General features: G+C 72.7%; 22 protein-coding genes. 8 read left to right on the forward strand and 14 right to left on the reverse strand.

The genetic code is table 11. From position 1 onward, the window contains the following. Positions 1-18: 18 nt before the first annotated feature. On the reverse strand, positions 19-2,247 hold the full coding sequence (locus tag ACIBK1_RS32285; protein ID WP_030509524.1) for a M4 family metallopeptidase: 2,229 nt from the start codon (positions 2,245-2,247) through the stop codon (positions 19-21). A gap of 564 nt (positions 2,248-2,811) precedes the next feature. Further along, complete coding sequence (locus ACIBK1_RS32290) at positions 2,812-3,432, reverse strand: CGNR zinc finger domain-containing protein (protein ID WP_396739509.1); 621 nt, start codon at positions 3,430-3,432, stop codon at positions 2,812-2,814. 119 nt (positions 3,433-3,551) lie between these two features. Here ACIBK1_RS32290 and ACIBK1_RS32295 point away from each other — a divergent pair, with 119 nt between their 5' ends. Then, positions 3,552-4,397, forward strand: coding sequence for an MBL fold metallo-hydrolase (locus tag ACIBK1_RS32295; protein WP_030509522.1), 846 nt, complete (start codon positions 3,552-3,554; stop codon positions 4,395-4,397). 42 nt (positions 4,398-4,439) lie between these two features. Here ACIBK1_RS32295 and ACIBK1_RS32300 read toward each other — a convergent pair whose 3' ends face one another. The 4 genes from ACIBK1_RS32300 to ACIBK1_RS32315 form a co-directional block, all read right to left on the reverse strand. Then, positions 4,440-5,255: an SDR family NAD(P)-dependent oxidoreductase gene (locus ACIBK1_RS32300; RefSeq protein ID WP_396739511.1), complete on the reverse strand. Its 816-nt coding sequence runs from the start codon at positions 5,253-5,255 to the stop codon at positions 4,440-4,442. After that, positions 5,252-5,722, reverse strand: a complete 471-nt coding sequence (locus tag ACIBK1_RS32305) for a DUF6789 family protein (protein WP_030509520.1) — start codon at positions 5,720-5,722, stop codon at positions 5,252-5,254. Before ACIBK1_RS32305 ends, ACIBK1_RS32300 begins: the two co-directional genes overlap by 4 nt. A gap of 20 nt (positions 5,723-5,742) precedes the next feature. After that, entirely contained in the window at positions 5,743-6,000 is a 258-nt protein-coding gene (locus ACIBK1_RS32310; protein WP_396739513.1) for a hypothetical protein, read from the reverse strand. 397 nt (positions 6,001-6,397) lie between these two features. Then, positions 6,398-6,814, reverse strand: a complete 417-nt coding sequence (locus tag ACIBK1_RS32315) for a CBS domain-containing protein (RefSeq protein ID WP_030509518.1) — start codon at positions 6,812-6,814, stop codon at positions 6,398-6,400. Positions 6,815-7,073: 259 nt separating this feature from the next. On the opposite strand from ACIBK1_RS32315, the gene ACIBK1_RS32320 reads away from it, so the two are divergent. Genes ACIBK1_RS32320 through ACIBK1_RS32330 form a run of 3 tightly spaced genes read left to right on the forward strand, consistent with a single transcriptional unit; the run spans position 7,074 to position 10,081 of the window. Next, entirely contained in the window at positions 7,074-7,865 is a 792-nt protein-coding gene (locus tag ACIBK1_RS32320; RefSeq protein WP_030509517.1) for an alpha/beta fold hydrolase, read from the forward strand. Continuing rightward, entirely contained in the window at positions 7,866-9,017 is a 1,152-nt protein-coding gene (locus ACIBK1_RS32325) for a PP2C family protein-serine/threonine phosphatase (RefSeq protein ID WP_396739516.1), read from the forward strand. After that, positions 9,014-10,081 (forward strand): hypothetical protein, encoded by a 1,068-nt coding sequence (locus ACIBK1_RS32330; protein ID WP_396739518.1) that lies wholly within the window; start codon positions 9,014-9,016, stop codon positions 10,079-10,081. The genes ACIBK1_RS32325 and ACIBK1_RS32330 overlap by 4 nt, the downstream gene beginning before the upstream one ends. Here the strand turns inward: ACIBK1_RS32330 and ACIBK1_RS32335 are convergent. Further along, positions 10,064-10,657: a copper chaperone PCu(A)C gene (locus ACIBK1_RS32335; RefSeq protein ID WP_076440432.1), complete on the reverse strand. Its 594-nt coding sequence runs from the start codon at positions 10,655-10,657 to the stop codon at positions 10,064-10,066. The genes ACIBK1_RS32330 and ACIBK1_RS32335 overlap by 18 nt on opposite strands. Before the next feature lie 113 nt (positions 10,658-10,770). Between ACIBK1_RS32335 and ACIBK1_RS32340 the strand changes: the two genes are divergently transcribed. From ACIBK1_RS32340 to ACIBK1_RS32350, 3 genes are read left to right on the forward strand one after another with little or no spacing between them, the layout of a single operon-like run. Then, entirely contained in the window at positions 10,771-11,796 is a 1,026-nt protein-coding gene (locus ACIBK1_RS32340; RefSeq protein WP_396739520.1) for a serine hydrolase domain-containing protein, read from the forward strand. Continuing rightward, positions 11,793-12,125: a putative quinol monooxygenase gene (locus tag ACIBK1_RS32345; RefSeq protein ID WP_076440430.1), complete on the forward strand. Its 333-nt coding sequence runs from the start codon at positions 11,793-11,795 to the stop codon at positions 12,123-12,125. The genes ACIBK1_RS32340 and ACIBK1_RS32345 overlap by 4 nt, the downstream gene beginning before the upstream one ends. Positions 12,126-12,154: 29 nt before the next feature. Further along, entirely contained in the window at positions 12,155-12,283 is a 129-nt protein-coding gene (locus ACIBK1_RS32350; RefSeq protein WP_357319832.1) for a hypothetical protein, read from the forward strand. Here the strand turns inward: ACIBK1_RS32350 and pruA are convergent. Further along, on the reverse strand, positions 12,277-13,950 hold the full coding sequence (pruA, locus tag ACIBK1_RS32355) for an L-glutamate gamma-semialdehyde dehydrogenase (protein ID WP_396739523.1): 1,674 nt from the start codon (positions 13,948-13,950) through the stop codon (positions 12,277-12,279). The two genes, ACIBK1_RS32350 and pruA, sit on opposite strands and share 7 nt — an antisense overlap. Beyond that, positions 13,950-14,861 carry a proline dehydrogenase family protein gene (locus ACIBK1_RS32360; RefSeq protein WP_076440426.1) on the reverse strand — a complete coding sequence of 304 codons (912 nt, stop codon included), beginning with the start codon at positions 14,859-14,861 and terminating at the stop codon, positions 13,950-13,952. The genes pruA and ACIBK1_RS32360 overlap by 1 nt, the downstream gene beginning before the upstream one ends. Before the next feature lie 83 nt (positions 14,862-14,944). Between ACIBK1_RS32360 and ACIBK1_RS32365 the strand changes: the two genes are divergently transcribed. After that, positions 14,945-16,000, forward strand: coding sequence for a PucR family transcriptional regulator (locus ACIBK1_RS32365; RefSeq protein ID WP_396739525.1), 1,056 nt, complete (start codon positions 14,945-14,947; stop codon positions 15,998-16,000). A gap of 4 nt (positions 16,001-16,004) precedes the next feature. Here the strand turns inward: ACIBK1_RS32365 and ACIBK1_RS32370 are convergent, their stop codons facing one another. The 5 genes from ACIBK1_RS32370 to ACIBK1_RS32390 all read right to left on the reverse strand — a co-directional run bounded on the left by ACIBK1_RS32370 (position 16,005) and on the right by ACIBK1_RS32390 (position 22,333). After that, positions 16,005-16,445, reverse strand: coding sequence for a hypothetical protein (locus tag ACIBK1_RS32370; RefSeq protein ID WP_030509508.1), 441 nt, complete (start codon positions 16,443-16,445; stop codon positions 16,005-16,007). A 93-nt stretch (positions 16,446-16,538) separates the two neighbouring features. After that, positions 16,539-17,651, reverse strand: coding sequence for an RNA polymerase subunit sigma-70 (locus ACIBK1_RS32375; protein WP_396739527.1), 1,113 nt, complete (start codon positions 17,649-17,651; stop codon positions 16,539-16,541). A gap of 45 nt (positions 17,652-17,696) precedes the next feature. After that, positions 17,697-19,097 carry a hypothetical protein gene (locus ACIBK1_RS32380; protein WP_396739529.1) on the reverse strand — a complete coding sequence of 467 codons (1,401 nt, stop codon included), beginning with the start codon at positions 19,095-19,097 and terminating at the stop codon, positions 17,697-17,699. Between the two features lie 91 nt (positions 19,098-19,188). Continuing rightward, positions 19,189-20,241, reverse strand: coding sequence for a glycosyltransferase (locus tag ACIBK1_RS32385; protein ID WP_030509505.1), 1,053 nt, complete (start codon positions 20,239-20,241; stop codon positions 19,189-19,191). 286 nt (positions 20,242-20,527) lie between these two features. Further along, on the reverse strand, positions 20,528-22,333 hold the full coding sequence (locus ACIBK1_RS32390; RefSeq protein ID WP_396739531.1) for a SpoIIE family protein phosphatase: 1,806 nt from the start codon (positions 22,331-22,333) through the stop codon (positions 20,528-20,530). Positions 22,334-22,412: the final 79 nt, after the last annotated feature.

Below are 22,412 nucleotides of genomic sequence, written 5' to 3' on the forward strand. Positions count from 1 at the left end.
GGGCTGTGCCGCCGTCACTCAGAGCGTGATGCTCCAGGAGTCGAGGTAGCCGGTGTCGTAGGTGTACTGGTCGCGGACCTCAAGGGTCCAGGTGCCCGCCGCCGTCTGGGTGACCGGGACGGAGTAGGTCCTGGTGCCGAAGGAGGTGCAGCTGGAGCCGCCGCTGGACTTGACCGTGTACCAGGTGCCGTTCGGGCCCTGGAGCCTGATCCGCAGGTCCTCGGCGCAGGTGTGCGAGATCGTGATGCTCAGCTGCACCGGGGAGGCCGCCGTTCCCGTGGCGGTCGAGGTGATCGGGCTGGTGATCGTGGTCAGGTCGTTGATCGTGTAGTTGGTGCCGTTGGTGAACGTGCGCCCGCCGGAGCCGCCCGACACCGTCAGGGTGTAGGAGGCGGTGTGGGTGCCGGACGAGCCGCTGCCGGTGACGGTGACCGTGTACGTCCCGGAGGGGGTGGACGCGCCGGTGGCGATCGTCAGGGTGGAGGAGCCGCCCGAGGTCACCGACGACGGGCTGAAGCTCGCGGTGGCGCCCGAGGGAAGCCCGGAGGCGCTGAGGCTCACCGTCTGCGCGCTACCCGAGGTGGTCGACGTCGCGACCGTGGCAGTGGCCGACTGGCCGGGCGTCACCGTACCGGAGGTGGGGCTGAGCGACAGCGAGAAGTCGCTGCCCGACGAACTGCAGCTCGCCTCACCCGACTGCGCCGGCACGCCGACCGCGTTCCAGGCCGCCTTGGTGGCGGCGCACTCGGCGCTGCTCGCGCCGTACAGCTCGACCGCGGCCGCCAGCGACGCGGTCCTGACGTTGACGTACTTCCACGTCGAGGTCTTGCGCTGCAGCGCGCCCAGGTAGATCTTGCCCGCCTTCTGGATGCCGACGCCGCTCACGGACGAGGGGCCGCCCGAGCAGATCGGGCTGCTCGGCTTGCCGCCGCCGGGGGACGACCCCTCGGCGAGCAGGTAGAACCAGTGGTTGAGCGGGCCGGCCGCGGAGTGGACCTCCGTGCGCGGGATCGAGGAGGAATAGCAGTTGGGGTCGCCGACGAGGGACGGGTTGTACATGTAGCGGATCGGCCCGTCGCCGACGAGGTTGACCTCCTCGCCCACCTGGTAGTCCGGCGGGTCGTTCGGGTTGTTGGCGTACGCCTCGGTGAGCGAGCCGAAGATGTCGCCGGTGGCCTCGTTCAGGCCGCCGTTCTCGTTGCCCGAGCCCGCGCCTCCGGGGGTCGTCTGGAAGACGGCGTGGCCGAACTCGTGCGCCACGACGTCGATCGGCGTGGCCTGCCGGGCGTTGTCCTGCGAGTGGCCGAAGTTGGTGTAGCTGCCGTTCCAGTACGCGTTGACGTCGTTCAGGCCCACGCGGGCGGGGAAGCCGCCGCCGCTGCCGTTGATGCCGTTGCGGCCGAGCCAGTCGCGCAGCATGTCCCACTCGCGCTGCACGCCGTAGAGCGCGTCCACGCAGGCGGTCTCCAGGTTGGTCCCGCCGCCGTTGCCCCAGGAGTCGTCGGCGCCGGTGTAGGCGGAGCCGTTCTGCCCGCCGCACCTGAGGCCGCTGCGCGTGGAGTCGGTCATCGAGTAGGAGCTGCCGGAGCCGCTCGTGTTGATCGTGACCGTGCCGTAGTAGTAGCCGTTGCCGGTGCCCGCCTTCACCTGGTCGTAGGAGTCGGCGATCTCCCCGGTGGCCGCGTCCACGAACACGTGCTGGATGCTCGGCTTGCCCTCCGCGATGCCGGAGACCAGCGCCTCCCAGGCCAGGCGCGGCTTGGCGCCCCAGGCGAGGACCACCAGGCGCGGGGCCGCGGTGTCGTCGACGCGGGACAGCACGGTCTTCGCCGTCTCGGTGGCGGTCTCGGCGCTGACCGCCGGCGAGGTCGGCACGCCCAGGGGGAGCGCGCCGGAGGCCGCCTCGGTGTCGCGCACCCGCCCGCCCGCGTCGGTGACCACGACCGCGTCGCCGCCCACGATGGGCAGGCCCTTGTACGCGCGCTCGTAGGTGACGTAGTACATGCCGCCGCCCGGCGTGACGGCGGTGCGCCGGTAGGTCTCGTTGGGGGACACGCGCAGGTCGTCCAGGCCGCTGGCGACGGCCTGGTCGGCGGCGGCCGCGGCCCGCTGCGCCGGGTCGTCGGCGAGGGACCTGATCGCGCTCTCGCTGCCGGGCGGGGGCTTGGCGGCGGCGACGGTGGCGGGGGCCACCACACCGGTCACGGCCAGCGCGGCGGCCGCCGCGAGCAGTGCTGTGCGCCTCATGGGCGTCTTCCTTTCTCTGCCTCCCACGGGGCGTCCGCCTTGTGAGCGGGCGCCGGCGGCCACGCCTCCGGGAGTCGAGCCCGGGCGGCGGACACAGTGGGATTTGGGGGGTGATGAGAGAAATGGATGGTGCTTTCCGCTGTGGCGGGCACGAGCGGAGACGTCTCTCCCATGGCGGAGACGGCTGGGAGAAAGAGGGGAGTTCTACGTCACGGGACTCCTCGTTTCGCCGACCCGGCCGGGAAAACCGGCCCGTGCGCGACGTTAGAACCACGCTCCGGACGCGAACATCCGTATCGATATCCGTACATCTACGGAAAAGCGACGGCCTTTGTGCGTAGGGCGTAAGAAAACGGCCGTTACATTGGGGAGGAACGGGCGGAGGAGTACGGCCGGCGCAACGGCGTGCCGGGGGAGTTCCTCGTGCGGCTGCGCGTCGGCGAGGTTCGTCGCGTTCAAGGACGTCGCCGGCTGAGGACGCCGCTCGGCGTGCGAGACCGCCGCCGGGGTCCATGCGCACCCGCGCCCGCCGCGACGGCGACGACTGGACCCTGCGTCAGGCCCTCAGTGGCCTTCTTGCGCGCCCCGGTTCGCCTCCTTCCTGCGCGCGCGTGAGGCGCGCAGGTTCGTGATGTTGCCGCAGACGCGCACGTTGTGCCAGGTCGCGCTGCCGTTGCGAGAGGCGTCGTAGAAGGCCACGCGGCACCGGGGCTCACGGCACAGCTTGACGCGTGACCAGCGGCCGTCGTGCTGGGCCAGAAGGATCTCCGACCAGATCGCCGACGCCAGCCAGTTCGCACCCGTGCCGGCCGGGATCATGGCCACGCGGCCCCGCTCGTCGGAGACGAGGTTCGTCTGTGCGCGCGGCAGTACGGCACCGGTGGTGCGGAACGGGTCGGCGGACCGCCGGCCGGGCGGGATCGCGAGCATCTCCCGCACCACGGTCCGCAGTTCGCGCAGCGCGTCCAGGTCCGCGGCGGACAGGGACACCTCCGGCGGTTCCAGCCCGTGGACCTTCGCCCAATGGCCGGCGACCACCTGCAGCCAGTGCCGGGCGACATCGAGGCCGGCCAGCAGATCCGCACCGTGACCGGGGAGGCCGTGGGTGTTGACCAGCTCCTGCACGATCGCCAGCCCGTCCGGCGCGGTGCGGGTCCGGAATCTCTCCGTCGCCATCCATGACATAGGCAAAGCTTACTTGACTCCTGTCGCCGGGATGCGCATGATGACAGAGCCTAAATGGTCTATGCCTCAGTCATCTCCTGGCTGAGCGTCGCCGAAACGATTCCTGAAGGACACGCCCCATGGCACGCCTGGACTATTCCGTGTATGTCGCACCCTCGAAGTTCGTGGTCTCCGACGACCTGCCCCCCGGTGAGGCACGGCGGATGTGGTCGCCGACCGCGTCGACCCTCATCCACGGCGCGAACGACGCGGTCCTGGTGGACCCGCTCATGACCATTGACGAGTCGCGTGCCCTGGCCGACTGGGTGGTGGCAACCGGCAAGAACGTGACCACCGTCTTCGTCACGCACGCGCACGGCGACCACTTCTTCGGCGCCGCCGCGATACTCGAGCGCTTCCCGGACGCCGCGCTCGTCGCCACGCCGGTCGTGGCCGCGCAGATGGGCGCCCAATGGGGGCCGCGCTGGTTCGACGGGTTCTGGGCCCCGCGCTTCCCCGGCCAGATCGCGGATCGGCGGGTGGCCGCGCGACCGCTGACCGGCGACGGCCTCATCGAGCTGGAAGGAGAGCGGCTTCGCGCGATCGAGCTGGGGCACACCGACACCGACGGCACCAGCGCACTGCACGTCCCGTCCATCGGGCTGGTCGTGGCGGGCGACGCCGTGTACGGCGACGTCCATCTCTACATGGCCGAGTCGAAGGGCGGCGGCCATCGGCGGTGGCTCGACGCCCTGGACACCATCGAGAGCCTCCGGCCCAGCGCCGTCGTCTCCGGCCACAAGCGCGACGGCGATCCCGACAGCCCCGACGACATCGCCAGGACCCGCCGGTACATCGAGGACTTCACGGCCGCGGTGGAGAAGACCGACAGCCACGCCGACCTGTACGAGGCTGTCGTCGCCCTCTACCCCGACCGGCTCAACCGCGGGGTCCTGTGGAACTCCGCGAAAGCCGTCACCTCCTGAGCGGCCTCCCCGCCGCGGCATCGTGGACAGGAAGGGACGCGCCTATCCGTCGTTTCCGGACGTGCCGCCCTTGCCGGGTTCGGCCATGCGGCGGTGCATGGCGGCCTTGGCCGTGTCCGGGGTGACCCGGCCGGCCACGCCCTGGACCTTGTTCACGAAGGACCCGGCGACGACCTTGTCGTCGCCCTTCATCAGCGCGTCGAAGCCCTGCCGGGCGACCTCGGCCGGGTCGTCCTTCTTGCCCGAGCCCACGCGCGTGTCCTCCATGCCGGCCCGCTCGAAGAACTCGGTGTCCGTCGGGCCCGGCAGGAGCGAGGTGACGGTGACGCCGGAGTCCTTCAGCTCGTTTCGTAGAGCCTCGGCGAACGAGTGGAGGAACGCCTTGCTCGCGGCGTACACGGCCTCGAACGGCCCGGGCGTGAGCGCGGCGACCGACGACGTGAACAGGATCTTTCCCTTGCCGCGGCCGGCCATGGCGGCGACGGCGCGCTTCGTCAGGTGCACCGAGGACGTGACGTTGAGGTCGATGAGCGTGAGCTCGGCCTCCAGCGAGGTCTCGCGGGCGAAGGCGCCGCCGACGCCGACGCCCGCGTTGACCGCCACGGCGTCGAGGGGTCGCCCGGCCGCGACGGTCGCGGTCCACAGCCGCTCGACCTCGTCGTAGCGGGTGAGGTCGGCGCGCACCGGCATGACCTGGCCGCCGTACTCCTTCAGCGACTCGGCGGCGGTGTCGAGCTCCGCGTCCTCCGCCGTGACCACCACGTCGAAGCCGTGCTGGGCGAACTGCCTGGCGAGCTCGTACCCGATGCCGCTGGAGGCGCCGGTCACGAGGGCCAGCGGCCGTTCCGTCGTCGTCATCTCTCCTCCTTCTCGTGTCGTCCGTCCGCCCCGCGCATGGCGCGCACCGCGAGCGCCAGCGTCGCGCCGTACACCACGTGCGCCGCGGCCATGACGACCGGGCGTCCGCGTGCGGGGTCGCGCGAGGCGGGCGGCAGGATGTTCAGTGCGGGCACCCAGCCCTCGTAGGCGCCGAGCCAGATCAGCAGGGCGTAGCCCACACCGAGGGGAACGCCGCTCCCGCGCCCGCGGGTGAGCAGCGCGAACGCCGCGCCGCTGGTGGCGCCGAATCCGAGGTGCGCTGCGGCGCCGAGGACGCGTTCGCCGGGTTTGGGCCGTTGCCGGTGGCCAGGCAGGGCCGCCCTCACGATGTGCTTGGGCGGCTGGCCCGGCATCAGGCCGCTTTTCTGCCCGGCGAGCATCACCGCGCTCATCGCGAGGGTGGACAGCGCTCCGGCGGCCGCGCCGCGTACGAGTTGCCGGATCAAGGATCCTCCTCCAGGAGCTTCTACAGACGCCGGGACAGCTTCCCGGCGAGTCCCGCGGGGTCGGCGACCGTCACGGTCAGGCCGGGGTGGCGCAGCAGCCCGAGCGGCTCGCCGCCCCGGATCGGCTCGTGGAACCGCACGCACAGCCCTTTGCGGGCGTTGGTGGCGAACGTCAGGCCGCGGTCGGCGAGCGACACGTGGACCCCGATCACCCGCCACGGCGAGTAGGGGCCGGTCGTCTCCACGCCGCAGACGTTGGCCAGCGGGGTCTCGATCACCCAGGGCCCGAAGCGGACCCGCAGCGTGCCGGGGCCGGCCAGGACCCCGGCGGTGTCCGGGCGGATGCCCAGGACGGACAGCAGGGGGGGCGAACCGGGAGTCGAAGTCGAACGCGAAGCGTTCCGGCGTGCCCGCCGTGGTGTCGTCGGTCATCGCTACCCCTTCCGGCGCCTCGGTCGTGGACGGGTCCAACCGGCGGGCCTCGGGGCGCAGGTCCCGCGCCCCGCTCCCGGCCGCGGCGGCTCCGGCTCCGGCGAGTCCCGCCGGGACGAAGCACGCAAGTGCCGCCATACCCCCTCGGTCCAGATCAAACAGGGCCGTTACGCCGCGAAGCCCCGGCCGGGAGGGAAGGGCCGGGGCTCCGGCGACCGCCTGCCGTTCGGCGACGGACGAATGTCAGTCTGTGCTGATCGCGTCGACGAGGTCGCCCACGGGACGGTCGGGCAGGGCGCGGGCCACGTCCGCCAGCGCGACGATGCCCACCAGCTCGTGGCCGTCGACGACGGGCAGGCGGCGGACCTTGTGCGTGGCCATCGTGCTCAGGATCTCGGCCGCGTCGTCGTCGGCGCCGATCGTGACGGCCTCGCCCTGGGCGAGCTCGCCGGCCTGGCACGACCTGGGGTCCTTGCCCTGGGCCAGCACCTTCACGACGATGTCGCGGTCGGTCAGCACGCCCTTGAGCCGGTCGTCGGTGCCGCAGATCGGCAGCGAGCCCACGCCGAGGCGCGCCATCTTCTGCGCGGCGTCGAGGACGGTCTCGTCCGCGTTCACGCACTCGGCCCTGGGGGTCATGATGTCGCGAGCGGTCGTCATACCTTCTCCTCTCCTTCGTGTGCGGTACGCGCGGCCGGGGGACCGGCCACGCGGAGGGAGCCCGGGTCACACCCTGCCGGGGCGCCCACGACCAGTGCGGCCATCCGCACGGGCGTACGCGTGGTGGTCCTCGTGGGATGGGTGTCCATGACGCCTCCAGGGGGACTAGGGACTCCCGCCGCCTACCCCCGGCCGTGCGGCGTACACGGTCGCCCCCGAACTCACGCGTGATTGCGAATGCTTTGTACGCTTGCGCGTCATGAGTGTGAAGGTGCGGAACAACGTACGGGTCACCGGCCGGGCGGACGGCCGCCCGATGGTCTTCGCCCACGGGTTCGGATGCGACCAGAACATGTGGCGGCTGGTCGCTCCCGCGTTCGAGGACGACTACCGGGTCGTCCTGTTCGACTACGTGGGCTCCGGCGACTCCGACCTGTCGGCCTACTCGCCCGAGCGGTACTCCTCCCTCCAGGGGTACGCGCAGGACGTCCTGGACATCTGCGCCGAGCTCGACCTGACCGACGCGGTCTTCGTCGGCCACTCGGTGAGCGCGATGATCGGCGCGCTGGCGGCCATCAGGGAGCCGGCGCGCTTCGGGGCGCTGGTGATGGTCGGGCCCTCGCCCCGCTACATCGACGACGAGGACTACGTCGGCGGCTTCAGCGCGACCGACATCGAGGAACTGCTGGAGTCGCTCGACAGCAACTACCTCGGCTGGTCCAGCGCCATGGCTCCGGTGATCATGGGCAACCCGGAGCGGCCCGAGCTGGGGACCGAGCTGACCAACAGCTTCTGCCGCACCGACCCGGACATCGCCAAGCGGTTCGCGACGGTGACGTTCATGTCGGACAACCGGGCCGACCTGTCGCGGGTGCCGGCTCGCTGCCTGATCCTGCAGTGCTCCGAGGACGTGATCGCCCCGGTCGAGGTCGGCATGTACGTGCACAAGAACATCCCCGGCAGCGAACTGGTGCTGATGCGGGCGACCGGGCACTGCCCCAACCTGAGCGCGCCCGAGGAGACCATCTCCGCGATCAAGGCGTTCCTGTAGGTGGACGGAGTCGAGGACGACTTCGAGGAGCTCTACGAACACGCGCCCTGCGGATACCTGTCCACGCTGCCCGACGGGACGATCGTCCGGGTCAACGGCACGCTGCTGGAGCTCACCGGGTACGGCCCCGGTGAGCTGACCGGCGGCATGCGGATCCAGAACCTGCTGGCCGTCGGCGACCGCATCTTCTACGAGACCCACTTCGCCCCGCTGCTCGCGATGCAGTCGGTCGTCCGCGAGATCGCGGTCGACGTGCGCCGCGCCGACGGCACGCGGCTTCCGGTGCTGCTCAACGCCGTGATGCGGGACGAGCCGGGCGTCATCCGCTTCTGTCTGTTCGCCGTGACGGACCGGCGGGAGTACGAGCGTGAGCTGCTGCGCGCCCGCCAGCGCGCCGAACGGTCGGAGGCGGAGGCGCGCGAGCTGGCCCGCACCCTGCAGCGCAGCTTCATCCCCCCGGCCCTGCCCGACATCCCGGGGCTCCAGGTCGCCGGGGCGTTCCGGCCCGCCGGGCGCGGCGACGTGGTGGGCGGCGACTTCTACGACATGTACGAGACCGCCGGCGGCTGGGCGCTCGCCCTCGGCGACGTGTGCGGCAAGGGCGTGGAGGCCGCCGTCGTCACCAGCCTGGCCCGCTACACGCCGCGGGCCGCGCCGATCCGGGAGCCCAGCCCTTCGGCGGTGCTGTCCGCGCTCAACCGGACCCTGCTGCGTGAGCGGGCGGGCCGGTTCGTGACGGCCGTGTACGGCCGGCTCGTGCCCGCCGGCGAGCACTTCAGGCTCACCGTCTCCCTGGCCGGTCACCCGCACCCGCTGCGGGCCGGCGGGGACACGGTCGGCGAGATCGGGCGTCCGGGCAACGTCCTCGGCCTGCTGCCCAGGGTCAGGCTGACCGACGTCGACGTCGACCTCGCCCCCGGCGACGCGGTCCTCTTCTACACCGACGGCGTCGTCGAGGCGCGCAGGGGCGAGGAACTCTACGGCGAGGATCGGCTGCGGCGCCTGCTCGGCGACTCCCGCGCCATGGGGGCGGCAGGGATCGCCGAGGCGGTCGTGAACGAGGCCGTCGCCTTCCAGTCCGGGCTGCCCCGCGACGACATCGCCGTCGTCGTGCTCAAGATCCCCGCCGGCCGCGCCACGATGGAGGGATGACGACATCGGTGACACGGGTGCGGGACGCGCGGGCCGCGGCGGCCCGCTGGGTGGCCCGCGAGGCCGCCTCCGCCGCGAACTTCGCCGGGGCGTTCCTGACCGGGTCAGCGGCCTGGGCCGATCCCGGGGCGGTGCTGCCGCCCACGTCGGACGTCGACGTGGCGGTCGTGGTCACCGACCCCGTGGGCCCGCCCAAGCTCGGCAAGATCCCCTGGGAGGGCGTGCTCGTCGAGGTCACGTACGTGTCCTGGGACGTGCTCGCCTCGCCGCGCGACGTGCTGGCCTCCTGTCACCTGGCCGGCGCCTTCCGCACCGACACCGTGATCTCCGACCCCACCGGGCGGCTGGCCAGGCTCCAGGCCGCCGTCGCGGCGGGCTTCGCCGAAAGGCGCTGGGTCCGCCTGCGGTGCGAGGACGCCGAACGCCGCATCACCGGCGGGCTCGCGGCGCTCGACTCCCGCGCGCCGTTCCACGACCAGGTCACCGCCTGGCTGTTCCCCGCCGGCATCACGACCCACGTGCTCCTCACAGCGGGGCTGCGCAACCCCACCGTACGGCTGCGCTACCCGGCCGTCCGCGAGCTCCTGCGGGCGTACGACCGGATGGACGTCTACGAGGAACTGCTCGGCCTGCTCGGCTGCGCGCAGCTGACCCGTGAGCGGGTCACCGCCCACCTCGCCGCGATGACGAGGGCCTTCGACGCGGCGGCGGCCGCGGCCCGCACGCCGTTCCCCTTCTCCGCCGACGTCGCCGAGGCGGCCCGGCCGGTGGCGGTGGACGGCAGCGCCGACCTCGTCGCGCGGGGACTGCACCGCGAGGCCGTCTTCTGGATCGCCGCGACGTACGCCCGCTGCCTGAAGATCCTCGCCGCGGACGCGCCGGGGGAGACGGGACACCCGGCCGGGTTCGCGGACCTGGCGGCCGACCTGGGCGCCGGGTCGCCGGACACCCTGCGGCGCAGGGCGAGCGAGTTGACCGCGTACCTGCCCCGCCTGCGCGCGGTCGCCGAGGAGATCATCGCCGCGAACCCCGGGATCCGGGACGGGTCAGCTCCCGGCGGGTGACGGGCTCGGCGAGACGGGCGGCGAGGAGCCGGGTGAAAGAGCAGGCGACGGGCTGGGCGAGACGGCCGGCGACGGGCTCGGCGACGTGCCCGGCCAGGGGGAGTAGGTGCTCCGCCACGTTCCTGGCGGCAGGATCGGCACGTCGACCCTGGCCGTCCCCGCGTTCTGGAACCGGAACGTCACGGGGATCGTGCCACCGCTGCCCAGCGGGCGGGTGAGGCCGGCGAGCAGCACCTGGGGAAGGGCCGTCCCGCCGACATACCTCCCGCCGGGGATCTCCAGGCCGCCGGCGGGCAGCCGGGCCTCCCGGAACAGGCCCCCGGTGTCCACCGACAGCAGGCGATCGGCGGCGCCGCTCTCGTTGAGCAGCATCATGTACATCGGCATGTCCGTCCCCGGCGCGGCGGGCTGCTGCGAGCCGATGATGAAGGCGTTGCGGAGCAGCAGACCGGGCAGGTTCACGTTCGCCCCCTCGTTCTGGGGCATCGTCTGGGTGTAGTAGTCCTGCTTGATGTCGCCGCAGGCGGCGGTGACGGCCGCGGCCGCGACGCATAGAGCCGCCAGTATCGCGCGCATGTCGACCTCGGCTCGCTCGGAGGCGTCTTTCGGATGCGGTACCCCCTTTGCCCGTCGTCTATCGCCGGTGAATTATGCGAGGCTCCAATCCCCGAGCGAGTGGAGGAAACGGCATGCGGTTGATCCCCCCGGAGAAGGCCCCCGAGAAGGCCCCGGATGAGGCGGGGTTCGCATCGGACCTGCACCACCTGCTGGACGTCTTCGTAGGTCGGGGCGGGGCTACGGCCCTGCACGGCGTCGTGGTGGCCCGGCACGGCAGCGTCGTCCTCGAGTGGTACGGCGGCGGCGAGGACCACGTGCTGAACACGCCGCTCGGCCACGTGGACTTCGGGCCGGACACGCTGCACGACCTGCGCTCGGTCACCAAGAGCCTGGTGGCGCTGCTGTACGGCATGGCGCTGGAGTCCGGCCTGGTGCCGGACCCCGGCGAGCCGCTCCTGTCGGCCTTTCCCGAGTACGCCGATCTGGCCGCCGATCCCCGCAGGGCCGGGCTGACGGTCGGGCACGCGCTGACGATGACGATGGGCCTGGAGTGGGACGAGAGCGCGCCCTACACCAGCCCGGCGAACAGCGAGATCGCCATGGACCTGGCGCCGGACCGCTGCCGCTACGTGCTGGAACGCCCGTTCGTGGAGGAGCCGGGCGAGCGGTGGCGCTACAGCGGCGGCGCCGCGGCCCTCGTCGGCGCGATCGTGGAGAAGGGCACGGGCCTGCGCCTTCAGGAGTTCGCCCGCACCGCGCTGTTCGAGCCGCTCGGCGTCGGGGCCTTCGAGTGGTCGGCGGGCTCGGACGGCAGGGCCCTGGCCGCCTCGGGCCTGCGCCTGACGCCGCGCGGCCTCGTCCGGATCGGGCAGGCCGTGCTCGGCCGGGAGGTCGCCCCCGGCTGGATCGGGGAGATGCTGCGCCCGCGGGTGCCCGCCTGGGAGGGCGTCTCCTACGGCTACATGTGGTACGCCGGCCCGGGGGCGCGGGCGACGGCGATCGGCAACGGCGGCCAGCGGCTGTTCCTGCTGCCCGATCTCGACCTCGTGGTGGCCGTCACCGCCGGCGACTACAACGGACCCGGGCAGGACGCCGCGCCGGCGGCGGTGCTGGAGAATGTGGTCCTGCCCGCGATCACACGAGGAGACGCCAGATGATTTTCATCACCGCGAAGTTCCGGGTGCTGCCGCAGCACGCCGACCGGTGGCCGGAGATCACCCGCGAGTTCACCGAGGCGACCCGCGCCGAGCCGGGCTGCCTGTGGTTCGACTGGTCGCGCAGCCTCGACGACCCGGCCGAGTACGTCCTGGTCGAGGCGTTCCGCGACGACGAGGCCGGAGCGGCGCACGTCGGGTCGGAGCACTTCCAGACGGCCCGGCGGACGCTGCCGCCCCACCTCGCCGAGACCCCGAGGATCGTGAACGTCACGGTCCCGCAGGACGACTGGTCCCTCCTCGGCGAGATGGCCGTCCCCACCGAGGACTGAAACGCGGGGAAGCATCCTTACCCACGACGGTGCTCGTCCTCGACGCTCAGCCGTTCACGCTGCTCGGCGAGGACGACCCACGTGTCGCGGCGCGGATCGCGGTGGCGATGCCCTCGGGAGCCCACCAGGGGTCCGAGGGCATCGCGATCCGTCAGTAGCCGAGGTCGCCGAGCTCGGGCTGCTGCCAGCCGCCCTGCGGCACGTCGCCCTTGTACGGCCCGCTCACGACCGGGGGCACGAAGGTCTCCTTGATCGTGCGGGCGTTGACCCAGCGGATCAGGTTGAAGATCGAGCCGGCCTTGTCGTTGGTGCCCGAGGCGCGGGCCCCGCCGAACGGCTGCTGCCCGACGACCGCGCCGGTCGGCTTGTCGTTGACGTAGAAGTTGCCCGCCGCGAAGCGCAGCCGCTCGGTGGCGTCGTCGATCGCGTACCGGTCCTGCGCGATGATCGACCCGGTCAGCGCGTACGGCGAGACGCTCTCCATCTGGTCCAGCACGGTGTCGTACGCGGCGTCGTCGTAGACGTGGACGGCGAGGATCGGGCCGAAGTACTCCTTCACGAAGACCTCGTCGGCGGGGTCGGCGCACTCCAGCACGGTCGGCCGCACGAAGTAGCCGGTCGAGTCGTCGTAGGAGCCGGTGAGCACCTCGATCGAGTCCGCCGAACGCGCCCGGTCGATCGCCTCCCTGTGCTTGGCGAAGGCCCGCGCGTCGATCACCGCGCCCATGAACGTGGACAGGTCGCCCGACACGTCGCCCACGGTGAGCGACTCGGCCGCCGAGACGAAGTCGTCGCGCATCCGGCTCCACAGCGAGCGCGGCACGTACGCCCGGGAGGCCGCCGAGCACTTCTGGCCCTGGTATTCGAACGCGCCCCGCAGCAGCGCGGTCGACAGCATCCCGGCCTCGGCGGACGGGTGGGCCAGGATGAAGTCCTTGCCGCCGGTCTCGCCGACGAGCCGCGGGTAGCCCCGGTAGCCCGCGATGTTCTCCCCGACGGCGCGCCACAGGTGCTGGAACGTGGCCGTCGAGCCGGTGAAGTGGATCCCGGCCAGCTCGGGGTGGGGCAGCGCCACCTCGGAGACGGCGCCGCCGTTGCCGGTGACCATGTTGATCACGCCGGGCGGCAGCCCGGCCGCCTCCAGCAGCCGCATGGTGAAGTGCGCCGAGAACTGCTGCGTCGGCGACGGCTTCCACACCACGACGTTGCCCATCAGCGCCGCCGCCGCCGGCAGGTTGGCCGCGATGGAGGTGAAGTTGAACGGCGTGATCGCCAGGACGAAGCCCTCCAGCGGGCGGAACTCCATGCGGTTCCACACGCCCGGCGACGACTGCGGCTGCTCGGCGAGGAGCCGCCGGGCGTAGGCGACGTTGAACCGGAAGAAGTCGATCAGCTCGCACGCGGCGTCGATCTCGGCCTGCTGCGCCGACTTCGACTGGCCGAGGATGGTGGCCGCGTTGAGCGTGGCCCGCCACGGGCCGCTGAGCAGTTCGGCGGCCCTGAGGAACACGGCGGCGCGCTCCTCGAACGGCAGAGCCCGCCAGCGCGGCGCGGCCTCCAGCGCCGCGTCGACCGCCGCCCGCACGTCGGCGGAGGTGGCATCGGCCGTACGGCCGAGCACGGCGGCGTGGTTGTGCGGCTGCACGACGTCGATCGGCGCGCCGCCGCCCATGCGCCGCTCGCCGCCGATCGTCATCGTCAGGTCGAGGGACGTCCCGGACAGCTCCTTGATCCGGGTCTCCAGGACCGCGCGCTCGGCGCTGCCCGGTCCGTACGCGTGCACCGGCTCGTTCGCCGGCACCGGGACGTCGGTGATCGCATCCATCATTTACCCCTCAGAGCGCGAAGGAAGAAGGCGACGTTGGCCGGGCGCTCGGCGAGCCGGCGCATGAAGTAGCCGTACCAGTCGTCGCCGTAGGGGACGTAGACCCGCACCCGGGACCCGGCCGCGGCCAGCGCCGCCTGCCTGTCGGCCCGGATGCCGTAGAGCATCTGGAACTCGTAGTCGCCGGTGCCGCGCCCGGCGCTCACCGCGAGCGACTCGGCGATCGCGATCAGCCGGTCGTCGTGCGTGGCGACCATGGGATAGCCCGTGCCCGACATGAGCTCCCGCAGGCACCGCACGTACGCGCGGTCGACCTCGGCCTTGCTCTGCCAGGCCACCGAGGCGGGCTCGGCGTAGGCGCCCTTGACCAGCCGCACCCGCGACCCCGCGAGGTCGCGGCAGTCGGCCTCGCTGCGGAACAGGTAGGCCTGGATCGCCACGCCCGTCTCCGGGAAGTCCTCCCGCAGCGCGCGCAGCACGCCGAGGGTCGCGTCGACGGTGGTGTGGTCCTCCATGTCCAGGGTGACGGTGGAGCCGCACTCCCGCGCCGCCGCGCAGATCTGCCGCGCGTTCTCCAGGGCCATGCCCGGGTCGAGGGCCTGGCCGACGGCCGACAGCTTGACCGACACCTCGGCCCGGTCGCCGAGGCCGAGCGGCCGCAGCTCCTCGAGCAGCGAGACGTACGCCTTGGCGGCGGCGACGGCGGTGCCGGGGTCCCGGACCTCCTCGCCCAGATGGTCGATGGTGACGGACAGCCCCGAGCCGGTCAGGCGGCGCGTCGCGGCGACGACGTCCGTGGTGGACTCTCCGGCCACGAAGCGGTCGACGACCTTGCGCGTGAGCGGGAGCCCCGACACGGCCCGGCGGGCGAGCGGGCTGCGTGAGCCCGCGAGAAGCAGGGAACCGAGCATGGCCTCAGGCTAAATCCGCACGTCACAGAAGTTCCACGGACATCCGCCACAGCATTTTTCGACAAATGTACAAGAATGTCAGCATGCAAGACATCGTCGATGAGATCTCCCGGCTGCTCGACGCCTCCGTGACGCTGGAGGACCGCTCGTTCAACCTGCTGGCGTACGGCGCGCAGAGCGGGGACATCGACCGCGTGCGGCAGGAGTCGATCCTGCGCAGGCACGCGTCCGACGAGGTGCGGGCCCACTTCGAGGCGTACGGCATCGCGACCGCGACGGGCCCGGTGCGGATCCCCGGGCTGCCCGGCCTGCTCGGCCGAGTATGCGTGCCGCTGCGGCACGACGGGGTGACCTACGGCTACCTGTGGGCGCTCGAATCCGGGGCGCTCACCGACGAGCGGCTGGCCGCCGTCGCGCCGCTGGTCGGCCGGGCGGCCGCGCTGCTGGCCACGCAGGCCCGCGGCCGGCACGCCCCGCTGCGCCAGTTCTTCTCGGCCGACCCCGCGGTCCGCGCCACCGTCCGGGTGGACGTCGAGGGACCGGTGGCGGCGGTGGCCGTGCGGACGCCCGCGGTGGTCTCCGGGCCACCGCGCACGCTGCCGCGCGGCGTGCTGGCCGACCCGGACGTGACCGACACGGCCGTGGACGCGCCGCTGCTCGCGGTGCTGGCGCCGGCCGCGCAGGCCGCGCACGTCGCGCGCCTCCTGCACAACCTGTACGGCCTGGCCGCCGGGGTCGGGGGCCCGCGCGACGACCCGGGGGAGGCGTGGCAGAGCTGGCGGGAGGCGCTGTCGGCGCTGCGGGTGGCCGAGCACGTCGAGCGGCACGCCCCGGTGGCCGACTGGAGCACGCTCGGCGTCTACCGGCTGCTGGCCCGGCTGTCCCCGCGCGAGCTGGCCGACCTCGCCGCGGAGTCGGCCGCCCTCACGCCCGGGATCTCGGCGAGCGTGGAGACCTACCTCGACCACGCCGGGCAGGTCCAGGAGACGGCGGCGGTGCTGGGCGTGCACCGGCAGACGCTGTACTACCGCCTGGGCAAGGCGGGGCGCCTCACCGGGCTCGACCTCGCCGACGGGGAGGACCGCCTGCTGCTCCACCTGTCGCTGAAGGCGGCGGCCCTGCTCCCCACCCACTCGTGACGGGCTACCCGATCCGGGTCATGTTCGACTCGTAGCCCCCGCCGCCCGGGTAGTTCCAGCGGCCGGTCATGGCGTCGCCGTCGGCGGTGAAGGTGCCCCGGAAATACGCCGGAGACCCCTTCTCACCGAACCAGATGGTCAGCGTGTCGCCGTCGAGTTCGTAGACGTAGTCGAGGGTGTCGCCCCCGCTGCCGTAGTAGCGCGACTTGATGTCCTCACTCGGCTTGTCGGCCCCGTAGGACCTCTCACGGCCGATGACCTCGATGCCGGTGATCGGCTGGCCGTCCTGCTCCATTCGGATGTCCTGGATGAGGAAGAATCCCCCCTCCATCCAGCGGTAGGTGACCGTGCCCTCCGCGCCGCCGGTCACGCGCCATGAGCCGACCAGCCGGTCCAGCGCTCTGACCTGCTCGTCCGGCTGCGTCGTCTCGATGATGTCCGGCATGGTGTTCCCCTTCTCCGTCAGTGGCGTTCTGCGATAGCGCTCGTACGACGGCGCGGGCCGGGAAAGGGAATCGGCCCGCGCGGCCATCTCGCATCACGATCCGGTAACGGCCCGTTCGGGGATGGCAGGGCCGACCGAGAGCGGCAGGCCGAACAGGGGCAGCAGCTCGGGGCCGAAAGTGGTGATCTCCGTGATGAGGCCGTCCTCGGCGCACAACACGTCGATGTTGACCGCGGTGTAGGAGGTCTCGCCGGGCCGCCGCACGTAGTTCGCCACCGCGGGCTGCCGGTTCACCGCGAGCGGGACGCAGTGCCACTCGCCCCAGCGCTCCTCGCCCTCCAGGACCGGACGCCACATGTCGAGCACGGCCGCCCGCCCGTCGTACACCAGGGCGGCGGGCGGCATGGCCTGCAGGACGTCCTCGCGCAGCAGCGCCGCCAGCGCCGTCAGGTCGGCGCTTCTGGAGGCGGTGACGTAGCGCTCCAGCAGGTCGAGCTCGTCGCGGCTGGGCCGGGTGGCCGCGGCCCAGTCCGCCCGCCGCCTGGGCAGCCGCCCGCGCAGCGTCGCGCGGGCGCGCTGCAACGCGCTCTTGACCGAGGCGACGCTCATCTCCAGCGCCTCGGCGGTCTCGGCCACCGGCCGGCCGACGACGTCGCGCAGGATCAGCACGGCCCGCTGTCGCGGCGGGAGGTGCTGGATCGCCGCAAGGAACGCCAGCTCGACGGTCTCCCTGGCTATGGCCACCGCATCCGGCCCGCCCTCGTCCGGCGCCGCCAGATCAAGCAGGTCGTCCGGATAGGGCTGGAGCCAGGGGACGTCGGCCGATGCCGGACGCCCCGGGCCCTCCGATACGTCCGCCGCCACCACCTCGCGGGCGCGGGCCGGGCCGGACAGAGCGTCCAGGCAGGCGTTCGTGGCGATCCGGTACAGCCACGCCCGGAACGTCGAGCGTCCCTCGAAGCTCTCCCGTGCCCGCCAGGCCCGCAGCAGCGTCTCCTGCACCAGGTCCTCGGCGTCGGTGAACGACCCGAGCATCCGGTAGCAGTGCACCCGCAGCTCGTGCCGGTGACGGGCGGCGAGCGCGCCGAACACGGCCTCGTCGCCCGCCCGGACCGCCTCCGCCGCGGGTTCGGCGCTGGAATCCGCCGCGGAGTCCGCCGTTGGATCGACTGGGGGTTCCCCTGCCGTGCCGTGCCGTTCGCTCACACCCGCCCCGCGTCTCCATCACGCATCCGAGATCATCCGGGAAGGCTACCGCTGCGGAGCCCGGTAGATCCGCACCGAGTCGACGTACACCGTGCCGCCGGAGGCGTCGTTGCGCAGCACCAGGCCCAGCGGGGACCGGGGGACGTACGGGCCCGTGTAGTTCCACACCTGCCTGCCGTCCAGCCAGAAGGTCACCCGGCCGGGCAGCCAGTCGACGGCGACCGTGTGCCACTGGGTGAGGTCGGCCCCCAACTCGGCCCTGGCCAGTTCCCGGCCCTGCCGGACGGAGAGCTCCGCGCGCCCGCCCGCGATCCCCGCCACTCCGATCGCCGCGTCCTCGGATTCCGCGCCCGTCTTCCCGCCGCCGGTCTCCGCGAACCGCGTGGATGCCGGGACGTTGTCCTGCGGGCCGGCGTATTCCGAGCCGTCGCGCCACGAGTCGCCGTACCGCGGTTCGCCGTACTCCGAGTCGTCGTACTGGGAGTCGTCGTAAAGCGAGCCGTCGTACGGGGATTGGCCGAGCCGTGATTGGCCGCGCCGTGATTGGTCGTATCGGGAGCCGCCGCGGCGCGAGCCGCCGTACTGGGCGGCGCCTGACCGGGGAGACTGAAGCAGCGCGACGGGAAGGGCGCCCCCCTCGGCCCGCAAACGGACCTCCCAGCGGCCGTACCGCTGGAGCGACGTGCCGGACAAGTCCATGCCGCCGCCGCCCGCGGTGAGGCGCAGCGTCTGCCCGCCGAAGTCCTCGGTCAGGGCCGGCTCGCCCCAGCCGGCCGCGGAGGCGCCGGACGTACGGGGCGCCGGCGTACGGGACGCCGGCGTGCGGGACGGCGTGTTCGCGGGCGTACCCCGCGACGCATTCAGGGGCGTACTCGGCGGCGTAATCGGGGGCGTGTTCGGGGGCGTGTTCGGGGGCGGGGAAGACTGCCGTGCGGCCCCGGTCGCGCCCGCGGGGGTCGCAGTGGCGGGCGAGCGCTCCGCCCGGGGCACGTCCTCCGGTTCGATGGCGTTCACCACGACCGGCCGGTCCGCGGTGCGCGCGGGCTGTGCGAGCTGCATCGGCGGCTCGGTCCCGGTTCCCGTCGCGGGCGCGGGTGTCGCTCGCGGGCCGGGCGAAAGGCCGGGAGACGGGAGGGGGGACAGGCTGGGGGAGGGACGCGGCGACGGGGCCGCGGGGAGGTCGCCGATCTTCTCCGCGATCGTGGTGTCGCCGGTCGTGCCCGCGACCTTCTCGCCATTCCGGTCCTCGCCTGCGGGTGCGGCGGCCGCGGTTGCGGTCCGCGTCGCGCTCAGTCCCGCCGCGTTCGCGTTGCCCGGCCGCGCGCCGGACGAACCGGGGGAGGACGCCGGTCCCTGTGCGGTGGACTCGCCTCCGGCGTTGAACACCTTCGCGGAGTCCCCGCTCGAACAGGCCGTGGCGGCGGCGATGAGCATCGCCGCCGCCACCGCTAAACCAGGCCCATGAGATGACATGAGCCGAGTTAATCACATCATTTCACTCGGATAACGGCCTAAATCCGGTAATATCTCTTGCCTTTTACGCGCACGTCTTCTCGTAAACGCGGAGCAGTTCCATGCTGATTCGCTCGACCGAATAGCGGGAACGGGCGCGGTCGGCGGCCGCGTAGCCGATGGCCGTGCGCAGCGTGGCGTCGCCGAGCAGGCGGCGGATCCGGTGGGCGATCTCCAGCGGGCGGTCGGGCCGGGTCAGGAATCCGGTCACGCCGTCCACCACCGAGTCGAGGTGCGCCCCGGTGGCCGAGGCGATGACCGGGATGCCGCAGGCCATGGCCTCCAGCGCGGCCGTGCCCGTGGGGACGGTCGGCGGCAGCGACAGCACGAGGTCGGCGCTGCGCATGAGCTTGGGCATCGCGGTGTGCGGGACCATGCCGAGCATCTCCACGCGGTCCGCCACGCCGTGCTCCCCGGCGAGGGCGCGCAGCCGCTCGACGCTCTGGTCGTCGCCGCCGGCGATCACGAGCTCGGCCTCCGGTACGGCCCGCAGGGCGTGCACGGCCCAGTCGGCGCCCACGTGCCCCACGTGGAGGAGGCGAGGCCGCTCGCCCCTCGGGAAGGCGGGGCCCTGGCGGCGGAAGCGCTCGATGTCCACGCCGTGCGGGACCACCGAGATGTTGCGGCGCGGCACGCCCATCCGGATCAGCTCGGACTCCTCGTCGGCGCAGGCGGCGATCACCGCCCTGGCCCGGCGCCCGATCGCGCACTCCAGCCGCCGCACCGGCGCGGCGCTCCGGGTGTCGTCGTAGTGACTGTGGAAGGTCTGGGTGACCGGCACGCCCAGGCCCTCGGACCCGGCGATGGCGGCCAGGCCGCTGGACCACGAGTAGGCGTGGATGATGTCCGGGCGGTGCTCCCGCCACCTGCGCCGCAGGCCGTCGCTGAAGTCCGAGATGTAGGGGAGGAGGTCGCTTTCCGACAGCTCCATGTCGGGTCCGGCGGGCACGTGCTCGACGCCGTCCCCCTTGACCATCGAGCGGGTGTAGACGGTGACCCGGTGGCCCCGCCCCAGCTCACGGGCGATGGCGGGAGTGTCGGGAGTCAGTTCGTGCGCGGTGACGATCGCGATATCCATGGCACACCTCGAGACATGAAGGCGTCTGAAAGGGTGTGCCTGCGTCCTAGGCACGATCGATGTAGATGATGTTTACCTTACTCTGATTCGCGCTAAACGCCTAATCGGGAAAAATCACGCGCACTCCCGCAATCGCGACGTGGCCGTCCGTGCCCTGACACGGCGGCCGCCCGCTCCTGCCGTATGCGCAGGTGGCCGCGGACCTGACGGGGCGGACGTAGGCCGCCCCGGGGCCGCGTCGCATCCATCCCGGTCCGCCGCCTCGGCGTGGCGCGGGCACATCCCGTCAGCGGGATCGGCGCAGCGTGAGGACGGTGATCTCGTCGACCGCGTGGCTGCCGCAGAAGGCCCGGTGGTCCTCCTCGATGGCCTTGACGACCGCGCCCGGAGGCTGCCCGGCGCAGCGGGCGAGAGCCTCGGTGAGCCGCTGCTCGCCGTAGTTGTCCCCGGCGGGGCTCTGCGAGCCCACCAGGCCGTCGCTGTAGAGGACGAGCGTCTCCCCGGCCGACAGCGTGAGCTCCTCCGTCGCGGGGACCGAGCCCTCCTCGAAGCCCAGGGGGACGCCGCCGCCCTCGGAGAACCGGACGCCGCCGCCCGGCTGGATCAGCGCCGCCGGATGGTGCCCCGCGGAGGCGAGCCGCACCTTGCGGCCCCGTACGAAGCCCGCGGCGGCCATCACGAACAGGCCCGTGTTCTGCGCGACGAGGGCGTCGCTGACCTTGCGCAGGGCCTGCCCCGGGTCGTCCTCCCATACGCTCAGCACGCGCAGGCCGTTGCGGACCATGGCGGTGACGGCGGCCGCCTCCTCGCCGCGTCCGGCCGCGCTGCCGATCACGAAGCCCCATCCGTTCTTGACGGGGAACACGTCGTAGAACTCGCCGCCGATGGCGCGCATGCCGGAGCCGGGGTGGTAGGCGGCGGCGATCTCGAAGCCGGGGATCTCGGGGAGCGTCCGGGGAAGCACGCCGGTCTGCAGGGTGTCGGCGGCCTGGGCCCGGCGCTGGAAGCCCTGCTGGGCCCGCATCGCCAGGCCGATGTGCAGGCCGATCTCCTCCATCAGGCCCAGGTCGGCCAGGCCGAACGGCGGGCGGTCGCGCAGCCGCACCAGCGTGAGCACGCCCCGCGCCTCGCCGTCGGCGCGGATCGGCACGCTGAGCAGCGAGCCCGCGCGCATCGACTGGAGCACGTCGCCGCCGAGCAGCGAGTCGTCGGTCAGCATCTCGTGGACGACGCCGCTCTGCGTGGTCATCACCTGGTCCACGACCGGCGCGAGCGCCGGCGAGGCCTCCTCGACCGCCCGCTGCAGCCGCCCGACCGGCTGGTCGCTCGGGCCGATGACGACCGACCGGACCAGGCCGTCGCCCCTGGCGACGTCCGCGATCACCCAGTCGGCCGTCTCCGCGGCCAGCAGGCGGGCCGCCCGCAGCAGGGCGACGGGCTCGCGCAGGCTCTCCTCGTCGAGCAGCAGCCCGGTCAGCCGCGACAGCAGCTCGTGCCGCCTCGCCGCCGCCAGGACCGCCGCGTCGTCGGGCACGGCCCCCTGTACGGCCGGCTCGGGCAGCTGGACCTCGGTGGGCAGCACGACCCCCGCGATCATCTCCTGCGGCTCGCCCGGCATGCGCAGGCGGCTCAGCACCAGCCGTACGGTGTGGGCGCGGCCCTGGTGGGCCAGCCTGGTCTGGAACGAGGCGCTGTCGTCGCCGCGGAGGATGGCGGCGAAGCGCTGCCGGAACGCCGCGCGGGCGGCCACGTCGACGAGCAGGGGGAAGGCGCGGCCGATGAGGTAGCCGGCGGGGCTGCCGAGCAGGCGCGTGGTCTCGTTGTTGATACGGCGCACCGTGCCGCCCGTGTCCATGATGACCACGGGGATCGGCAGCGCGCGGAACACCTGGCGCAGCAGCTTCTGCTCGCGCTGGCTGCCGCCGTCCCTGCGCCTGCGGCTGCGCGCCAGCTCGCTCAGGGACTTGCGGACCAGTTCCTCTGCGGCGTCCAGCTCCCGTAGCATCGCACCCGGATCGGGATCTTCCCGTAGGGTGGCGATGCGGTCGGCGAGCCCGCTCAACGCGCGCTCGAGCTCGGCGGTGTCGGGCAAGCTGCCCCCCTCTCTCGACGTAGACGCTACGCCAAACCCCGGGTCTAATCGATCCAGCCTGGATTAACCCGAAAACTAT

The organism is Microbispora rosea (assembly GCF_044460045.1).
GTDB classification, from domain to species: domain Bacteria; phylum Actinomycetota; class Actinomycetes; order Streptosporangiales; family Streptosporangiaceae; genus Microbispora; species Microbispora rosea.

Coding starts and splice junctions, on each gene's coding strand:
- ACIBK1_RS32340 (WP_396739520.1), top strand. CDS start 10,771: ATGCGGTTGATCCCCCCGGAGAAGGCCCCCGAGAAGGCCCCGGATGAG.
- ACIBK1_RS32330 (WP_396739518.1), top strand. CDS start 9,014: ATGACGACATCGGTGACACGGGTGCGGGACGCGCGGGCCGCGGCGGCC.
- ACIBK1_RS32345 (WP_076440430.1), top strand. CDS start 11,793: ATGATTTTCATCACCGCGAAGTTCCGGGTGCTGCCGCAGCACGCCGAC.
- ACIBK1_RS32290 (WP_396739509.1), bottom strand. CDS start 3,432: ATGTCATGGATGGCGACGGAGAGATTCCGGACCCGCACCGCGCCGGAC.
- ACIBK1_RS32315 (WP_030509518.1), bottom strand. CDS start 6,814: ATGACGACCGCTCGCGACATCATGACCCCCAGGGCCGAGTGCGTGAAC.
- ACIBK1_RS32300 (WP_396739511.1), bottom strand. CDS start 5,255: ATGACGACGACGGAACGGCCGCTGGCCCTCGTGACCGGCGCCTCCAGC.
- ACIBK1_RS32360 (WP_076440426.1), bottom strand. CDS start 14,861: ATGCTCGGTTCCCTGCTTCTCGCGGGCTCACGCAGCCCGCTCGCCCGC.
- ACIBK1_RS32335 (WP_076440432.1), bottom strand. CDS start 10,657: ATGCGCGCGATACTGGCGGCTCTATGCGTCGCGGCCGCGGCCGTCACC.
- pruA (WP_396739523.1), bottom strand. CDS start 13,950: ATGGATGCGATCACCGACGTCCCGGTGCCGGCGAACGAGCCGGTGCAC.
- ACIBK1_RS32365 (WP_396739525.1), top strand. CDS start 14,945: ATGCAAGACATCGTCGATGAGATCTCCCGGCTGCTCGACGCCTCCGTG.
- ACIBK1_RS32295 (WP_030509522.1), top strand. CDS start 3,552: ATGGCACGCCTGGACTATTCCGTGTATGTCGCACCCTCGAAGTTCGTG.
- ACIBK1_RS32370 (WP_030509508.1), bottom strand. CDS start 16,445: ATGCCGGACATCATCGAGACGACGCAGCCGGACGAGCAGGTCAGAGCG.
- ACIBK1_RS32320 (WP_030509517.1), top strand. CDS start 7,074: ATGAGTGTGAAGGTGCGGAACAACGTACGGGTCACCGGCCGGGCGGAC.
- ACIBK1_RS32385 (WP_030509505.1), bottom strand. CDS start 20,241: ATGGATATCGCGATCGTCACCGCGCACGAACTGACTCCCGACACTCCC.
- ACIBK1_RS32285 (WP_030509524.1), bottom strand. CDS start 2,247: ATGAGGCGCACAGCACTGCTCGCGGCGGCCGCCGCGCTGGCCGTGACC.